Genomic DNA, 17,508 nt, shown 5'->3' with positions numbered 1-17,508 from the left:
AGATATATGAGTCGCACTTAGCATTTTGGAGGTTTGAGGACTCAGCATTTGAAAAGAAGCGTCAGGATGCTATGGAACAGGGAAGAGAGGAAGGCATAGCGCAAGGTAAGGAAGAAGGGATAGCAATAGGCAAAGCAGAAGGCATAGCACAAGGGAAGGAAGAAGGTTTAGCAATAGGCAAGGCGGAAGGCATAGCACAAGGTAAGGAAGAAGGTATCGCAATAGGCACAGAGCAAGGAAGAGCTCAAGGTAAAGCGGAAGGTAAAGCGGAAGGTAAAGTAGAGGAGAAGATTGCGATAGCGAGGAACTTGTTGAGCTTAGGTATTGATGTAAGTAAGGTGAGTCAGGCCACTGGGCTATCAGAAGCTGAGGTAAATGTCTGCTTGGAAAGTGAAGACAAATGATGAGAAAAATTCGCGCTACTGTTGGTCCAATATACAAACTCTTTCCACAATCCACCTATACCACCTGATTGTTAGATCTTTGTAGATTCAACAATCTATATTCCTGGTTAATACTAAAAATGTATTAACTGTACGTGGCTTTTTGGAAGCTCCTTAATAAACCTTGATGGCTTGTTGTACTGATAGTGTCCGTATATTCTTCTGGAAGAAGTAAATAATATAGACAGCCTTTGTTTAGCTCTTGTAATTGCTACATACGCTAGTCTTCGCTCTTCCTCAAGGCCGATGTCTTTCTTTTCTTCCACAGAACGAGTACTTGGAAAAAGACCCTCTTCCCATCCTGGCAAAAACACAGTGTCAAATTCTAACCCTTTTGCAGCATGTATAGTCATTATACTGACTACGTTGTTATTGGATGATGTGTCTATATCGCTCAACAGGCTGACGTGCTCTAAGAATTCCCCAATATTTGAAAAATCGTTCAGTCCATTGATCAGTTCCTTTAGGTTGTCTATTCTTTCCTTTGCTTCTGCTGTATCTTCTTCGCGCAGAGATTTTAAGTAGTTGCTCTCCTCAAGCATAGTATTAACAACATCGGCGTGATGTGTATACTTCAACATGCTTGACCATTTCTCAAAGTTCTCAAGAAGATCCAACAAAGCAGATTTGCTACGTCCCTTCATTGTATTAGCTGCATAGGTCTTTGCTACTTCAAAAAGTGGTAGACTAGCCGCCCTTGATTCTAAAACCATTGCGTCTACGGTTGCACGACCTATCCCTCTTTTTGGAGTATTGACGATTCTCTCAAAAGCCAGATTATCGGCCCGATTATACAATAGGCGTATGTATGCTAGGCCGTCTTTGATCTCTGCACGTTCATAAAACTTCATTCCTCCTATGATCTTATACGGTATTCGAAATGAGTTTAGGCTTTCTTCAAAACTTCTTGTTTGGTATCCTACTCTAACCAATATTGCGATAGAGGAATAGGGCAGATTATGGACTCTGCGTAGTTGAGAGATCTGATCTGCAACGTACCTCGCTTCCTCTACTTCATTATATAGCGAAATCAACTTCACTTTCTCTCCACCAGGTCTGTCAGTCCAAAGATTTTTGCCATGCCGTTGCACATTATGTGAAATCAACTTCGTTGCAACTCCTAAAATATATGAGGTAGAACGATAGTTTTTTTCTAATCTCGTCACTTTGGCATTTTGAAAATCCTTCTCAAACTTCAGAATGTTACCAATTTCAGCTCCACGCCACCCGTATATCGATTGATCATCATCTCCAACACAACATATGTTATTAGAGCCTTGAGCAAGCAATCTAAGCCATATGTATTGTGCAACATTTGTGTCTTGGTACTCGTCTACTAAGATATATTTAAACTTGCTGTGATAGTGCTCTAGTATGTTCAAGTGCCCATTGAAAAGCTCAATATTATACAGCAGTAGATCACCAAAATCAGCTGCATTATTATGCACAAGACGTTTTTGGTATTCTACATATAGCTCTCGCAGTTTTACGTGTCCAAATGCATTATTATCAGCAAATTGGACCTTGTCTGGTGTGAGACCTCTATCTTTGAGTCTTTCTAATTGATACAAAAACAACTTATAAGAGAATCTTTCTGTATCTATGTTGTAATCCTCAAATATTTGTTTTGCTATCTTAAGGCGTTCTGTGGAGTCCACAATTGTGAAGTTTTGATCAATTTCGAGAACATTACTGTGTATTCTCAAGATCTTCGCTGCTATAGCATGGAAAGTGCCAAGCCACATGTGGTCAACACTATCGTTCATTAAGTTCCCCACTCGCTCTTTCATTTCTTTAGCAGCTTTATTGGTAAACGTGACTGCAAGTATTTCCGTGGGTAAAGCCCGCTTCATATTTAAAATATGAGCTATCCTTGTGGTGAGAACTTTGGTCTTGCCAGTGCCTGCACCAGCTAAAACTAACTGAGGGCCGTCTATTGCTATAACTGCTTCAGCCTGTTCTTTGTTAAGTTGTGTCAGATACTCAAAATGCTCATTTTGCGGCTTCATGATCTGCTCTATAGTGTTTTTACTCATGTATGCTCAAAATTATTGAGTAATCAAACTTATCTCTAAAAACCAGACGTGAAGGAATCATTATGTGTAAGCCTCACCTAGTTGCTTGAGCATAGTGCTTACCTCAGATTTTATAGAACTATCATGCAATGCAAATAACATGTTTGCTTCTAAAAACCCGATTGGTGTTCCACAGTCCAATCTTTTACTTAATATTTTATGCCCATGAAAGGAGCTGTGTGAATCTGTACCACTAGCCAGTAAAGAGACCATAGCATCAGTTAGTTGTACCTCACCATTTCTTCCTGCGGGTGTTTCTTCTATGTGTTCAAAGATACTGGAATGTAAAATGTATCGCCCCATTATTGCTTGATTGGATTTCGTTTGACCGACTGACGGCTTTTCTATCATTCCGGTAATTGATAGGAGCCTTGGATTGTTGGTATCCTTGTACTCTACAATTCCGTAGTTGTAAACATCTTGAGCTGGAACAGTACCTACCCCTATCAAGTTGGTTTGAGATGTTTGATGCGCATTGATCATCTCATCTAACACACCGCTACCACTTGAGTTGATAAAAAGATCGTCTGCCAACAGGATCGCAAAATACTCATCCTTAATAAGATGACGGGCGCACCATATCGCATGCCCTAATCCTAATGGTTGTTGTTGTCTGATAAAAACCAAGTTTCCTGGCTTTGGAAGCCAACCTCTTGTTAATTCCAAGGCAGTTTCTTTTTCCTTCTCAGACAGATTATATTCAAGTTCAAATGCGTGATCAAAATGGTTGATGATTGCATTTTTATTTCTACCAGTAATGAATATGAACTGCTCTATCCCAGCATTCACAGCCTCTTCAAATGCGTGTTGAATCAGAGGTTTGCTTGCAACTGGTAGCATTTCTTTTGGCATAGACTTCGTCGCTGGGAGGAATCTCGTACCAAGTCCACCCACAGGGAACACTGCTTTCTTGATTCTTGCTATGTTTAAATCTCCTATATTTAGTTTTCTATGTACTGGTTAAAACTCAAATGGTACCCGAAAGAAGACTTGAACTTCCATAACCACGAGGGTCGCTAGCACCTGAAGCTAGTGCGTCTACCAATTCCGCCATTCGGGCAATAAAGATAACGCTAAGTTTATTGCGACATCTCAAGATTGTCAAATCAATCTCGTTGTTATATTGATATAACTGAAAAACTGAGTTGAGTTCCTAGATAAGATAAACTATTGCTAGCGCTTTTCCTGTATGAACTTTGATTTGAAAATTTTTCAAAGCTGTTCTGTTAGAAAGAGAGCTAATAGTGGGAAACTTGAGATGTGTTTGAGATAGCTCCCACTTTAGTCCATTGGTAGAAACAATAGCGTCTGGTATTCCAAATATGGAAATTTTGGTATTCGTAGGTGCATCGAAGTCCTTAGTCTGTGTGGGCTGCACAACATAACCAAAGGTAGGTGGAGAGTAAAAGACTGTACAATGCGATACAAAAATGCCAATGTTGTTTGTCACATGGTCTATACAGCCTCCAGCAACTCCTACAACTATTGTTGGAAGTAAGTCGTATTCTGTTGCATATGCTATAGCCTTCTCAAAGTCAGAGTGATTTTGATCTGGAATGTGAGTAATCTTGACATCCATCAAATATTCTGACTTTGCTGAGTCTAGGTCGCCAACTACCACATATGGTTTTATACCCATCTCAAATAGCGTATTGGCTGCTCCATCTGAAGCAACGATTGGCAAATTTGTGGCTTTGAAGAACTCGGAATCAGGCAATTCGCCCTGTAGTGCTAAGACGGAGCGGTACTGGTGAATGTCTATATATCTACAAAAAGCGTCATGACATTCTTTTGTCATAATAGCACTTTTGTATTATTGATATGATACTAATCACTAATCCTACTACATTGCTTGATACCACAAAGCTTGAGTCGATGTAGATACCGTGACCAATCCATGCGACAGAACAAATAAGATAATTAACAAGCATTAGCATTGAAATATCTCGTGTAGAGCGTGTAACGTATGCTTTCCATACTTGTGGTAGTAGGCCTATAAGGGATGTAATTAAAGCTATATAACCAAGAAATACTTCCATACGCTTCTCCACGATTACGTTAACACAAGGCTTACACGAGTAACAAAGATGTTTGTATTTTGACATACTTGACACACGACGTGGATCATACATCTAAACACTGTGTGTAGCAACGCATTTTCTTTCCATGTTGCATAACAGGAAACGATCGTGTTTAGAGACTTCTGCACTACTTTCTGATACCACATCTCATACCAATTCTCATTTTTAAATGATTCAAAACGGATTTTGTGAAACTCGGCTCTGCGCACGTATTTCAATACGCTTACGCAGCCTCATCCTCAAATCCATTTGCCTGATTTCATCTGAAACTTGGTATCAGACTTACAATGCCCGTAAAACGGCCATCCATTTGCCTTTGCCAACAGCTTAATAGATAACTTTTGCATAGATTCTTTTCATTCCAATTAATTTGCGGACAAGCTCTCACACCATTTTCAGTTTGCTCAGTGGGTGCTTCTTTATTAAGAGCTTTTCCGCATCCTTCTTTAAAACTTTGGTATAAATTTGAGTAGATGAAATGTCAGAGTGTCCAAGCAGCTCTTGAATCACCCTCAAATTTGCCCCGTTTTCAAGCATATGACTGGCAAACGAGTGCCTGATCTTATGTGACGAAATTTTATTCCTTTCAAATCCTGCAAACACCGCAAGTTTTTTAATAAACTGGGTAAAACGTTGCCTAGTGAGATGTGATACAAGGCCATTTTTTTTCATAGATGGAAAAAGCCATTGTGTTGATCGCCCCTCTTTCATAAATAACTTCCTCACCTCTAAATACTTTCCAAGAATCGCAATCGCACTTTCATTAAGCAATACCAACCTTTCCTTACCACCTTTCCCAGACACAAAGATATGGTTTTGTATACCACCGGTAATTGCGTTCCTCTCAATAGCGCTTAGTTTTAAAGTCACCAGCTCTGAGATCCTAAGACCAGTAGCGTATAGTAACTCCAACATCGTAGTAAATCTTACACCTAGTGCAGTTTGATCTTGATACGATAACTGTATAAGCTTTGCGATCTCCTCCTTAGAAAGTGCTTTTGGTAAACTGAGACCACTCTTTGGTCTTTCGAGATATGCGGCTGGACTCTTGGTCAATTTCTTTGTCATGACCAAAAACTCAAAGAATTGGCGGAGGGCAGATATCTTGCGCCTAATACTCTTTGGTGAATATGACCTGTCTCCTAGCTTTGTGACGTACGACACTAAAATATTGTAGTCACACTGCTCTAAGCTTCGGCTTGTTTCTGATAGAAAAACAAAGAAATCCAAAATATCTCCCTTGTAAGCAATTAAGGTGTTATCAGCAACACAACGCTCAGCTGATAACATCTCTAAAAAATCTTCTACAAGAGTGATATTATCTGTTCTCATACTCTTTCAGATACAAGAGCTTCCAATTTCTTGGCAGCGATTAGTCCAGGAGGTTCACCTAGACTCCTTCCTAATATGTCCAAAGCTATCCTATACATCTTTTTTTGATAATCCTGTTGCTTTACGTCATTTAATACATCGAGCGCCTTATTTGCAATTAGGTTAGGTTGACACCTCTCTTGAATAAATTCTTCGACAATTTGTTGGTTCATGACAATATTACATATTGCAAAGTATTTATTGTCTAGCATCCGTCTTAAAAAGCATGCTGTTAAACTAGAAACTCTGTATACGACTATCATAGGAATTCCATAGTACATTAATTCAACGCTAGATGTACCAGACTTGATAATTCCAAAGGAGGCGATTGAAAGTAAATCACATCTTGTTTGATCGCTTGACGAAATGATGAGACGATTCCCGAGTGTCGCAAATTCAGTGTGCAACATGTCTTCGATGTGGGGTAGGGTAGGCATAAAAAACTTTAAGTTTGGTGCTTTCCTTATCAATTGAGCCATGACATCCATGTAAATTTTTTTATGCCACATAATCTCTACCTTTCTGCTACCAGGCATCAGAACGATCACTTGTTCATCATCATGAATGCCATATTTAGCTCGTATTGTGCTGCTCTTATCACTATCTTGTTGAAATAATGGCATTTCACATATCGGATGACCTACGAACGTTGCGGGCAAAGCAACTGCGTCACAGTACTTTTCCTCATTTGGCAATATTAAAAATTGATGATCGTATAGCGTTGCAAGTCTCTTCATCACTTTATTTAAACGGTGTTCGTTTAAGGCCCATGGACTTGGCGCGACATAGTTCACAATTTTCATGCTACTTTTGACCTTACTACGTATATTTTCAATGACCCTCCTGTTAAATCCAGGAGCGTCTATAGTCACCACTACGGCAGGTTCAATTCGTAGTATTTCGTCAGCAGTTTCTTTGATCAAGCGTTTGATACGAAATATGTGAGGAATGAGCTCAACAAGCCCCATGATTGATATATCTTCGATAGGAAACATACTTCTGGGTAAACCTGCATTGAGCATTGCAGATCCTCCCACACCGTAAAATGTAGCTCTGCTATCAATTACCTTCATCCACCTAATAAGGTGGGCTCCTATTTTGTCTCCAGAAGCTTCACCAGCAAGGATGCAAAACTTGAAATTATTAGTACTAGTCATATAACATGCCTGTTAATTTAAATGATAGAGCCTCTTACAGCAGTATCAAGCAAGTTTAGGAGACAACCCTTAGGATCGCCACCTTCATACAGTATTTTGAAAAGCGTTTCAATGAGGGGGAGTTGGATATTAAGCTTGTGACACAGTTTATATGATACAAAACTTGAGTTATAGCCCTCGTATGTGCCGTTACCTTTTTGAATGATCTGTTGAGGACTGTTGCCATTTGCGATCAAATAACCAAATGTCATATTTCTTGACGTCTTGCTACTAGAGGTCAACACAAGATCACCTACACATGCCAAACCTGTAATGGAACTCTCATCGCCACCTAAAGCGCTGATAATCGCTTTAATTTCATTGAGCCCAATCGTTATGATCGCAGCTCTTGCATTCATCCCAAGATTTAGACCTTCTGCGATACCAGCCATCACAGCTACAACATTTTTAAGAGCGCCACCAATCTGCACACCTATCACATCATTGGAGTATATCATCGTGAAGTAATCAGTACTGAAAGTGTTAATGATGTTCATGCCGACTTCTTTATCTTTGGACGCGACAACTGCAGCAGCCGGGAGCTCCAGTAATAATTCGCTTGCAAAAGTAGGACCAGAGATCACGGCGTTACAGTTGTCTGGCAGTACGTCCCCTATGACATCTGTCATTAAAAAAAGAGTTGTTCCCTCTATTCCTTTTGAGGCACTGAGTATTGTAACGCTATTTTTGATGTGTGGCTTACACGATACAAGAACTTCTCTACAGGCATGAGATGGGACAGCAATGACGACTAGATCAGCCACAGATACATCGGCCAGATTTGATGTGTACTTGATATTGGTATATTTGCTCAGATCAGTGCGGAGAGTGGTCAGACCTTCAGGTGCGCTACCACCACAAAAGCGTCTATCGTATACTACAATATCATTTGCATTGTGTGAAGCTATCGCAGCAAGGCTAGAACCCCATGCTCCTCCACCAATGACCATAATTTTTGAGTGTTTACTTAAATGCTGCATCTTCTATTACAAAACTTACTTGAGTGTCATCAAAAGTATTGGGCTGTACAGTGCCTGCTAAGCTTAGTTTTTGACCAGTACTCTTAAGCAACGTTTGGCCCAGTTTGGTTTGTACACCGTTAAAGAACATGCATTTCACAGATTTGCTATGACCTAGACCATCAGATACTACACATAATATATGTTTACCTCCAACGATTGTACAATACGTCAGTACTATATCACATATAGCAAATCTTGGAACAGGATTGCCCTGTCCAAATGGTCCTGCTCTTTCTATCAGTGTTAACAGCTCTGTATTCAAAGCGCCAAGAGATATGATCTCATCTATATCTAATATGGTGGCGTTTGCAAGCGCTGTCTCCTTGTCGTTTGCTAAGTATAAGTTAATATACTCATGAAACTCCTCAAGCCGCGTCCTGTTTAAGGTAAAGCCTGCTGCCATAGCGTGTCCACCACCTTCAAGCAACAAGCCGTTCGCCTTGGCCCGCTCTACTGCTTTACTAACATTCATGCCAGCAATCGATCTCGCCGAACCTTTTGCAATTTCCTCCATCACCAACACAGCCATCACGGGCCTCAAATACTTCTCCTTTAACTTACTTGCAAGTATACCTAGGATTCCAGCATGCCAATACTCACTATGCACAAGTATTACGGTATTATCATACAATCTTTTATCCTCAACTTGTCTCATAGCCTCTTCCAATGCAATGCTTTCTATCGCTTTTCTTTCCTCATTCAATTTTTCTAACTGAAGAGCGATACTATAAGCCTCATCATAAGAATCTGTACTGAGCAAGTCAGAACCAAGAATGCCTTCACCTATTCTACCACCAGCATTAATTCTAGGGCCTATTACATATCCTAGGTGATACACATGTACCTTGTGACTTAAATTAATGACGTTAGACACAGCACGTATTCCGATGTTTTGTCGCTTAGATATCATCTTTAAGCCTTGAAACACAAATGCCCGGTTTAAACCCTGCAATGGCATGACGTCACATACGGTACCCAAAGCCACAATATCCAAGTATTGTATGAGATCTGGCTCTTCGATATTATGCTCCTTAAACCACCCATCAGCTTTTAACTTGCTTCTTAAGGCAACGACAAACATAAATACGACTCCAACAGCTGCCATAGTCTTAAACTGTGAAGTGTCATCGTGTCTATTGGGGTTGACGACAGCCACAGCATTTGGAACTGTGTTGAGCCCTAAATGGTGATCGATGATAATAACGTCGATACCTATGCTGTTTGCATATTCCACAGGTTCAAATGAAAGCATTCCACAATCAACTGTAATTACCAAATTTACACCGCGTTCGTGCAACACATCCAAAGCTTTTTTGCTTAAGCCATAACCCTCATTTAAACGATGTGGTATATATGTAATGACATCTATCATCAGCTTTTTGAAGACTCTTCGAAGCAAAGCTGTGGAAGTAGCTCCATCTACATCGTAGTCGCCAAATACAGCGATTTTGTCGTGATCGACGATCGCCTGGATTGTCCTGTTTACAGCTTTGTCCATGTCTTTATACATGTACGGATCAGACATTGCATGTTTTATTTTGGGAGATAGAAAGTGCTCCCCATCAACAGCATTGTCTATACCTCTGTGATAGATCATGGAGGCAAGTACTTCAGGTATGGCAAGCTTCTGGGATAAGGACCTTACAACAGGCCCTGATCCATCTCTTAGAAGCCACTTTAATCCACGCACAGAACTCCCAAAGCCGATACTTTCGGACTTCTCAGAATCACTCACTCTTTACTACCACCTACTTTTTAAACTACACAGTATAAAATAAGTAAGGAAAAGTAAAGTTTATAATTTATTCGACTTTGCTTTCTAAGCTTTTCAATAAATCATCAAAAGAGTGGGAAGAAAGAAAGGAAGTGAATTCGGCGCGCTGGGTGTTTGCTAAGCTTACTCCTTCTGCCATAATATCTATTATCTTAAAGCTGTCGCCATCTTTTCTAAGACGATATGCGATATCTAGTATGTCATTACGGTCAGGGAGAGCGATTTTCATAAAAACGCTGTACTGCTCAGACTCCATCTTTCTAGTATCAGTAATCTTATAAGTCTGTTTGTTATACTCAGTGTACTTACTCACGTAGACACTACAGAGATAGTTTTTATATACCTCGTAGTACTTATCCTGTTGTTCCTTAGACAAGTCGTTCCAATATTTACCTAGAGCAAATTTTCCAATCCAATCGTAATCCACAATGCTTAAAAATAAATTAGAAAGCCTTTCCTTTGGTGGAGGTGTTTGCTCACGGCTTTGTAGTATTATCAACACATTTTGAGCATTATTATTGATGAAATTTTGCGCTCTATCCAATGTCGGACGATCAGAAGCAAATAACAAGGCGACGGGTATAATCATCAACGTACAAGTCAAACCTAGATACTGTAGTATTCTCATTTTCGTTTCTTTTTCCATAATAAGTAATTCACTATTTTTGTTGTTGAAAATAAAGAGTTCTATACGTCACATACTCATCCAAAGATGACTTGGCAATAAAGTCAGTTGCAGACATGACCCTAGCTCTTCCATCGACCATCGTTCCTATAGTTCTACCAATTTTAAACCCATCACTATCAACGTAATAGAACGGATCGGCGACTGTATTGACTACCAGACCTGCTATACCCCTTGAACTTGACGGACCCACTATAGGTAACACCACATATGGACCATGTGGAATACAGTAGTATGACAAAGTCGTATTAAAGTCAAGATGCTGATAGTCAAGGCCTGCACCTTTCATGATATCATTTGCACCTAAAATTCCCCATGTTGAATTAAGAACAAATCTACTCATTGACGTGAGGAAAGCCTTAGGTTTCCACTGTAGCAAGCCGTTGAGAGCATTAAGGGGCTCTAAAAGATTTTGAAGGACGTTGTGGGCTTTGCTTTGAACCACCTTTGGTGTAACAAAAAGGTAACCCTTTGCAATAGGCTTCAGTACGATCCTATCAACTACTTGATTAAATCTAAATATCTTGCGATTTACTCTTTCAAATGGATCGTAGTAAACAGTTTCCTTCTGTTCATAAGTTTGGGTTATTCCATGAGCACATCCAATCCACAAGCCTTGGAATAACACAACGAAAAGACACACTCTGAACATAACACCACGTTTTTAGAATTGTAAAAAAGCCAGGTTTTTGAGGTGTTGGTTATACTACAGTGAGCAAGTACGAGTTGCACAAAAACTGGTGACACATCTTTTGAAGCTTGATAAAAGTACTCACGGTCCTCATCCTTTCAAAACCATTTATGCAAAGGCTTTACAGGTCCTTGTCATCTGTAGAGTTGATACTGTTTCTTAATGCGCGTATCCCCCTACCTAATTCCCCCATGACTCTGGGCAACTTACCAGCACCAAATAACACAAACACGATCAACACAATAAGCAACAATTCACCAAATTTTCCTGACATATCTTTTGTTTATCTTATATTTTATAGGGTTGCTTTACTTTGTTATATATCATTGCCGATATATACTCAATATTTTTCTATAAAATACAGTAGATAAAATCTATTGCTATTGTTAGCTAAAATCATACAATACTGAAGTAATCGATTTGGTTAAAAACTAGCAAAAGTGGCAGAAGTTCTAATTGTAGAAGATGAATTTTCCATAGGTCAGTTGACATCTGAGCATCTTAGAGATGAGGGCTATGAAGTGGTCCATGTGCTGTCTGCTGGTGATGCCATCAAATACTTTGAAGCCGGGAATACTCCATCTGGGGTGATACTAGACATATGGCTTGAAGGTAGCAACATGGATGGTATTGGACTTTTAAAGTACATTAAATCCAGAAAGCAGCACATTCCAGTTATCATGGTGAGTGGGCATGGGAATATCGAAACCGCGATTCAAAGCGTAAGATTAGGAGCGTACGACTTCATAGAGAAACCATTTAAGGCGGAGAAGCTTTTGATAGTCTTGCAGAGGGCTATAGAAGCATCGATATTGTCGGAGGAAAATACCACTCTAAAAGAGCAGTACTTACAAAATGCAGAGCTGATAGGAGTCTCAAAATCTATAGGCCAACTTAAAAGGGCTGCGTTGCTTGCTGCTGCTTCCTCTAGTAGAATTATGATATATGGAAGCCACGGTTCTGGTAAAACTGCTTTGGCGCGGCTTATACACGAACACTCGCATCGTTCAAGGAAACCATTTCATATACTGTGCTGTTCAAATCTCCAGGTTGATGAAATTGAATCGGAACTTTTTGGAATTGAAACTAAAAAAAAGACAAAGCAAGGCATTTTAGAGAAGTGTCACCAGGGTACATTGATGCTTGATGAGATCTCTGAAATGCCTCTGTCTATTCAAGGTAAGCTGCTTCAATTTTTGCAGTGCAATACTTTACATAGATTGGGAAGCGACAAGGAGATCAAGGTGGATGTAAGGGTGATAGGCGCTTCTAGCAAAAATGTTGACGAGGAACTTAATAGCGGTAGACTGAACCAAAGCTTGTACTACAGACTAAATGTCATACCATTGACAATAGAGCCTCTCACTAAAAGAAAAGAAGACATTCAGCCTCTTATTGAACACTTCATCAAGCATTTTGCAACAACATTAAATTTGACATCTAAGATCTTATTGCCAGAGACTATCGCCATAATGGAAATATATGATTGGCCGGGAAATGTCAGGCAATTAAGCAATGTAATAGAGTGGCTCTACATAATGTTGCCACATGATACGATCAACATTTCTCCAGATATGTTACCAGACACATTGTTGAATTCTCTAGACTCGAAGCATTGCCACCTCAACCCTATCACAAACGAAATGCTTAATAAGGAGTTAAAAATTGCTAGGGAGCTATTTGAAAGGGATTATTTAACCGCTCAACTTAGCAAATTCGGTTGGAACATATCCAAAACTGCTGCGTTTATTGGCATGGATCGGACAGCATTACACAGAAAGATCCGATCTTTAAACATCGTGCTACTTGAACAAAAATTGTGATGATGTAACGCAAGCTTCGATATGTGGACAGTCACCATTTTAACGTTATTTCCAGCAATATATCCAGGGCAGCTTGAGCTTTCTGTAGTTGGGAAAGCGCTTAACAAGGAATGGAGCCTAGAAGTATACAACATTAGAGATTATGCAGAAAATAGGCACTCAAATGTTGACGATAAAACATATGGAGGTGGTGCAGGAATGGTGATTCGCCCTGACGTGCTAGGTAATGCGATTGACCAGTGCTTTATAACGAACAACAAACCTATATATTACCTGTCTCCAAGGGGGAAATTGTTTGATCAACAGATTGCAAGAGAAATGGTGCAAATGACATCTGGTATTAATATCATTTGTGGAAGGTATGAGGGAGTTGACGAAAGAATTTTTAAAGAGTATAACGTTGAAGAGATCAGCATGGGTGACTTTGTAGTATCATCTGGTGACGTTGTCTTACCTTCACTAATAGATTGTTGCGTAAGAATGCTCCCTGGTGTGCTAAAAGAGGAGGCGCTCTCTAGTGAGAGCTTCGGGTTGTCTTGTGGTTATTCCTGTCTTTTGGAACACCCGCATTACACGAGGCCGTACGAGTGGAGAACTCATAAGGTTCCTGATGTTTTGGTGTCTGGGCATCACAAGCGAATCGAAGAATGGCGTCTACAAGAGGCGCAGCTGAAAACAAAGGATTTGCGGCCGGATCTTTGGAAACGTTATACTGATAAAAAACATAGTTAATTAAAGTTAGGTAGGACAAATGAATTTACTGCAGCAATATGAAACAAAGAAGATTAGTGGTATTTTGGACACAAAGACTATCCCTACTTTTCGTCCAGGAGATACTTTGAAAGTACATATCAAGATTATAGAAGGTACAACGGAACGTATTCAAGGTTTTGAAGGTCTTTGTATTCACAGAAAGAATAGAGGGATTGGGTCTTCCTTTACGCTACGAAAAATTAGTAACGGTGAGGGTGTAGAAAGACAATTTAAGATTTACTCACCAAAACTAGATAAAATAGAAGTTGTCCGTCGTGGAGTTGTTAGAAGAGCAAAGCTTTACTACATTAGGAATCTGAGCGGTAAGGCTGCAAGAATTAAAGAGCGTACATCTCGTTAAAAACTCATATTGAAGGGAGAGAATTATGTCTTTATTGTCCGCTATTCCTGTCTACAAGCCTTTCTCATATCCTTGGGCATACGATGCATGGTTGATACAGCAACAGATTCACTGGCTGCCACAGGAGGTGCCAATGGCAGACGATGTGAAGGATTGGAAGCATCACCTGACAGAGGCTGAGAGGCATCTACTGACACAAATATTTCGTTTTTTTACGCAGGCAGATATTGAAGTCAATAACTGTTACATGCGCCACTATGCAAGAGTATTTAAGCCAACAGAAGTGCAGATGATGCTTGCTGCGTTTTCTAACATGGAGACGATACACATAGACGCATATTCTCACCTTTTGGATACCTTAGGTATGCCAGAAGTAGAATATCAGGCCTTCTTAAAATACAAAGAAATGAAAGATAAATACAACTACATGCAACAGTTTAACGTAGACTCAAAGGAGGACATAGCAAAGACGCTTGCGGTTTTTGGAGCATTTACAGAAGGTTTGCAGCTTTTTGCATCATTTGCAATGCTTCTCAATTTCCAAAGATTTGGTAAGATGAGAGGAATGGGTCAAATCGTTGCTTGGTCTGCTAGAGACGAGACATTGCATACTGATTCGATTATCAGGTTGTTTAGAACCTTTGTACAAGAGAATCCAGAGGTTTGGACGAATAGACTGAAAGAATTTTTGATAGATGCATGTAATACAATAGTGTTGCATGAGGATGCATTTATAGACTTAGCCTTTGAGTTTGATGGAGCAGTGGAAGGATTGTCATCTGCGGATGTTAAAAAATATATCAGATACATTGGAGACAGAAGACTTGTTCAATTAGGCATAGATGAAATATATCACATCGATAGAAACCCACTACCTTGGTTAGATGAGATTCTCAATGCCCCTGAGCACACCAACTTCTTTGAAAATAGGGTGACGGAATATGCGAAAGCTGCAACCAAGGGAACATGGGAGGATGCTTTTAGCAATTTTAAGCCAAAATAATCGCCCTGGACGTTATTTGCTTTAGACATTATGTCAGCTTTAGGGTTTTTGCTTTGAGCAAAATTACTAGAGTTTTGGGCAAAATTGTTGAGGTGTTTCTTGTTTGAGAGTTATGGTACGCTTTTGTTGACTATTCCAATATTTATACTTCCTGTAAGAGCATGTAAGCAATAACCTGTAAGTGATAAAAAACTTGCAGTAGAGTCATAAATGTGGCTCCATAAAATATGGTCGATATTTCATAACGTTAAGGATATAGAAATCGAGGAAGATTTACAATGGATCAAGAAGGTATAGTTGGTGCTGATGGTTATAATTTCTTTGACACGTTTCCGACTCTTCAAATAGGTAAGTTCAGATTACGTGAGCTTTCCAAGGTGGATAGTGACGACTATTTTGAGATGATGTCACACCATCTTGTCACAAAATATATAGCGGATGAGGATGTACCAAAAACGGTGCAAGAAGCCCAAGACGAAATAAGGTTTTGGCAAAGTTTGTTTCATGAAAAGAGAACGATCTTTTGGGGTATCACTCAGCTTTTGAATCATAAGTTGATCGGAACGGTAGGATATAACTATTGGAGTCGTTCAACTAAAACTGCTGAAATCAGTTATGATCTGTGCTACGAATACTGGGGCAGGGGTATCATGTCCGAGATTTTAAGAAATGTGGTCAAATTTGGATTTGATAGAATGTCTCTGGATCAAATTGAAGCAAAAACAGTACACGACAATATAGCTTCACAAAAGGTACTGACCAAAATTGGATTTAAGCTTGGTGACGTATTGCCGAAGCATCGAATAATCAAGTCTGTACCAACTGATGTGTATACCTACCACCTAATGAGGTCAAATTTCACCTACGATAATGTGATTTAACGTTAACACCAAATGTACTGCCATAGTACGTGAAAAGGTTGGGATGTTTGTTGTGGAGGAGGGAGTGGAGCGAGTGTGTCGTGTGCTTTTTGACTTATGACACGTATGTCGACACTGTCATGCCAAAGAAAGAGCTTCTGTTTGTAACTTAAATAGCTCTTTTGTTCCAATCTGGGCTAAATCCAACATTTGCATCAGCTGTGAAGTCGAAAACGCTTTCCCTTCAGCACATGCCTGAATCTCGATCAGTGCATTTTGATCTCCTATCACAAAATTTGCATCGACATCAGCATCTTTGTCCTCATCGTATGTAAGGTCTAAAAGCGCTGTGCCTTCACATATGCCGCATGAGACAGCAGCAACTTGACGTACCACTGGTAGAGTTGGTACAATACCAAGCTTCACAAGTCTTCTACATGCCATATACAAGGCTATATAACCACCAGTGATCGAGGCAGTCCTAGTACCACCGTCTGCATTTATCACATCACAATCTATAATAATCTGTCTTTCACCTAGTAGTGTAAGGTTCACAGCGCATCTCAAAGTTCGTCCTATCAGTCTTTGTATTTCTTGTGTTCTACCACTTATTGTGTTTTTGCTATGCTCTCTGGGTACTCTAGTGGTACTACAACGCGGTAACATAGAGTACTCGGCGGTCACCCATCCCTTGCGCTGTCCCTTCATAAAAGAGGGAACTTTGTCCTCAATTGTTGCAGTACAAATAACATGGGTATTGCCAATTTTAATGCAACAAGAATCCTCAGAATTTTTCATGACTGTAAGGTCGTATGATACCGGTCTCAACTTATCAACGGCTCTACCATCTCTTCTTATTCGCATATGCCGTACTCCTTCTCATGATATCTAATTGTTTTTGCTCAAGCATTTTTAGTATTATGTTCAATGAAACTTCACATGCTTCGGCTCTAATGGAGGTTCTATCACCTTCAAAAAAATGTTGTGCGACAAAGACATTGTCTATAAAACCATAGCCGATATACACTAAACCGACGGGTTTTTTAAGATCACCGGGGGTTGGCCCTGCTACACCAGTCACGCTCAATGCAATATCTGCTCTGGAATATAACAATGCCTGGCTCGCCATATGTATAGCCATGACATCGCTTACTACTCCGAATCTTTGGATAGTTTGATCAGGTATGCCGAGCATTTCTCTCTTTGCGTTATTAGAGTAGGCGACATAGCCAAACTCAAATACTCCTGAGCTCCCGGGTATAGAGGTGATACAGGCTCCAAGCATGCCGCCCGTACACGACTCCACTAGAGCTATTTTTATCTTTTCTTTAGTGGCATTTAACACGATAGCTTCTGCCAACTGATGCATT

General features: G+C 39.9%; 18 protein-coding genes, 1 tRNA gene and 1 pseudogene. 6 read left to right on the top strand and 14 right to left on the bottom strand.

Annotation, left to right across the window (positions count from 1 at the left end):
- Positions 1-404 (top strand): annotated as a pseudogene (locus tag EDM53_RS06100) (hypothetical protein); the annotation flags it as partial.
- Positions 405-517: 113 nt separating this feature from the next.
- On the opposite strand, the gene EDM53_RS01870 reads toward EDM53_RS06100, so the two are convergent.
- The 12 genes from EDM53_RS01870 to EDM53_RS01815 all read right to left on the bottom strand — a co-directional run bounded on the left by EDM53_RS01870 (position 518) and on the right by EDM53_RS01815 (position 11,612).
- Complete coding sequence (locus tag EDM53_RS01870) at positions 518-2,452, bottom strand: ATP-dependent helicase (RefSeq protein WP_207215409.1); 1,935 nt, start codon at positions 2,450-2,452, stop codon at positions 518-520.
- Positions 2,453-2,539: 87 nt separating this feature from the next.
- Positions 2,540-3,412 carry a UTP--glucose-1-phosphate uridylyltransferase gene (locus EDM53_RS01865; RefSeq protein WP_277986517.1) on the bottom strand — a complete coding sequence of 291 codons (873 nt, stop codon included), beginning with the start codon at positions 3,410-3,412 and terminating at the stop codon, positions 2,540-2,542.
- A 78-nt stretch (positions 3,413-3,490) separates the two neighbouring features.
- A tRNA-Leu gene (locus EDM53_RS01860) sits at positions 3,491-3,578 on the bottom strand.
- A gap of 93 nt (positions 3,579-3,671) precedes the next feature.
- Positions 3,672-4,316, bottom strand: coding sequence for a thiamine diphosphokinase (locus tag EDM53_RS01855; RefSeq protein WP_130121863.1), 645 nt, complete (start codon positions 4,314-4,316; stop codon positions 3,672-3,674).
- Positions 4,297-4,623, bottom strand: coding sequence for a SemiSWEET family sugar transporter (locus tag EDM53_RS01850; RefSeq protein WP_242507824.1), 327 nt, complete (start codon positions 4,621-4,623; stop codon positions 4,297-4,299). The genes EDM53_RS01855 and EDM53_RS01850 overlap by 20 nt, the downstream gene beginning before the upstream one ends.
- 360 nt (positions 4,624-4,983) lie before the next feature.
- Positions 4,984-5,931 carry a tyrosine recombinase gene (locus EDM53_RS01845; protein WP_130121860.1) on the bottom strand — a complete coding sequence of 316 codons (948 nt, stop codon included), beginning with the start codon at positions 5,929-5,931 and terminating at the stop codon, positions 4,984-4,986.
- Positions 5,928-7,127, bottom strand: coding sequence for a lipid-A-disaccharide synthase (gene lpxB, locus EDM53_RS01840; RefSeq protein WP_130121858.1), 1,200 nt, complete (start codon positions 7,125-7,127; stop codon positions 5,928-5,930). The genes EDM53_RS01845 and lpxB overlap by 4 nt, the downstream gene beginning before the upstream one ends.
- Positions 7,128-7,144: 17 nt before the next feature.
- On the bottom strand, positions 7,145-8,146 hold the full coding sequence (locus EDM53_RS01835) for an NAD(P)H-dependent glycerol-3-phosphate dehydrogenase (RefSeq protein ID WP_130121856.1): 1,002 nt from the start codon (positions 8,144-8,146) through the stop codon (positions 7,145-7,147).
- The gene (gene recJ / locus EDM53_RS01830) at positions 8,130-9,923 is read right to left on the bottom strand and encodes a single-stranded-DNA-specific exonuclease RecJ (protein WP_130121854.1); all 1,794 of its coding nucleotides are present in this window, start codon (positions 9,921-9,923) and stop codon (positions 8,130-8,132) included. The genes EDM53_RS01835 and recJ overlap by 17 nt, the downstream gene beginning before the upstream one ends.
- Positions 9,924-9,990: 67 nt before the next feature.
- Positions 9,991-10,608: an MlaC/ttg2D family ABC transporter substrate-binding protein gene (locus EDM53_RS01825; RefSeq protein ID WP_130121852.1), complete on the bottom strand. Its 618-nt coding sequence runs from the start codon at positions 10,606-10,608 to the stop codon at positions 9,991-9,993.
- A gap of 13 nt (positions 10,609-10,621) precedes the next feature.
- Positions 10,622-11,299 (bottom strand): MlaA family lipoprotein, encoded by a 678-nt coding sequence (locus tag EDM53_RS01820; protein ID WP_130121850.1) that lies wholly within the window; start codon positions 11,297-11,299, stop codon positions 10,622-10,624.
- A 160-nt stretch (positions 11,300-11,459) separates the two neighbouring features.
- Entirely contained in the window at positions 11,460-11,612 is a 153-nt protein-coding gene (locus EDM53_RS01815) for a twin-arginine translocase TatA/TatE family subunit (RefSeq protein ID WP_130121848.1), read from the bottom strand.
- A 166-nt stretch (positions 11,613-11,778) separates the two neighbouring features.
- On the opposite strand from EDM53_RS01815, the gene EDM53_RS01810 reads away from it, so the two are divergent.
- From EDM53_RS01810 to EDM53_RS01790, 5 genes are all read left to right on the top strand, one after another.
- Positions 11,779-13,161 carry a sigma-54-dependent transcriptional regulator gene (locus EDM53_RS01810; protein ID WP_130121846.1) on the top strand — a complete coding sequence of 461 codons (1,383 nt, stop codon included), beginning with the start codon at positions 11,779-11,781 and terminating at the stop codon, positions 13,159-13,161.
- 21 nt (positions 13,162-13,182) lie between these two features.
- Positions 13,183-13,893 carry a tRNA (guanosine(37)-N1)-methyltransferase TrmD gene (gene trmD, locus EDM53_RS01805; RefSeq protein ID WP_130121844.1) on the top strand — a complete coding sequence of 237 codons (711 nt, stop codon included), beginning with the start codon at positions 13,183-13,185 and terminating at the stop codon, positions 13,891-13,893.
- Positions 13,894-13,912: 19 nt separating this feature from the next.
- A complete protein-coding gene (gene rplS / locus EDM53_RS01800; RefSeq protein WP_130121842.1) occupies positions 13,913-14,275 on the top strand; it encodes a 50S ribosomal protein L19 in 363 nt (120 codons plus the stop codon).
- A 25-nt stretch (positions 14,276-14,300) separates the two neighbouring features.
- Complete coding sequence (locus EDM53_RS01795) at positions 14,301-15,278, top strand: ribonucleotide-diphosphate reductase subunit beta (protein WP_130121840.1); 978 nt, start codon at positions 14,301-14,303, stop codon at positions 15,276-15,278.
- A gap of 278 nt (positions 15,279-15,556) precedes the next feature.
- The gene (locus tag EDM53_RS01790) at positions 15,557-16,159 is read left to right on the top strand and encodes a GNAT family N-acetyltransferase (RefSeq protein WP_130121838.1); all 603 of its coding nucleotides are present in this window, start codon (positions 15,557-15,559) and stop codon (positions 16,157-16,159) included.
- Positions 16,160-16,276: 117 nt separating this feature from the next.
- On the opposite strand, the gene rph is transcribed toward EDM53_RS01790, so the two are convergent.
- Both rph and EDM53_RS01780 read right to left on the bottom strand, forming a co-directional pair.
- Positions 16,277-16,996: a ribonuclease PH gene (gene rph, locus EDM53_RS01785; RefSeq protein WP_130121869.1), complete on the bottom strand. Its 720-nt coding sequence runs from the start codon at positions 16,994-16,996 to the stop codon at positions 16,277-16,279.
- Positions 16,980-17,507, bottom strand: coding sequence for a CinA family protein (locus tag EDM53_RS01780; protein ID WP_165379557.1), 528 nt, complete (start codon positions 17,505-17,507; stop codon positions 16,980-16,982). The genes rph and EDM53_RS01780 overlap by 17 nt, the downstream gene beginning before the upstream one ends.
- Position 17,508: the final 1 nt, after the last annotated feature.

Source organism: Rickettsiales endosymbiont of Peranema trichophorum (genome assembly GCF_004210275.1).
Lineage (GTDB): Bacteria > Pseudomonadota > Alphaproteobacteria > Rickettsiales > Midichloriaceae > RICK02.
Note: the sequence above shows the minus strand (reverse complement) of the source record. Positions and strands in the feature narration are given on the sequence as shown.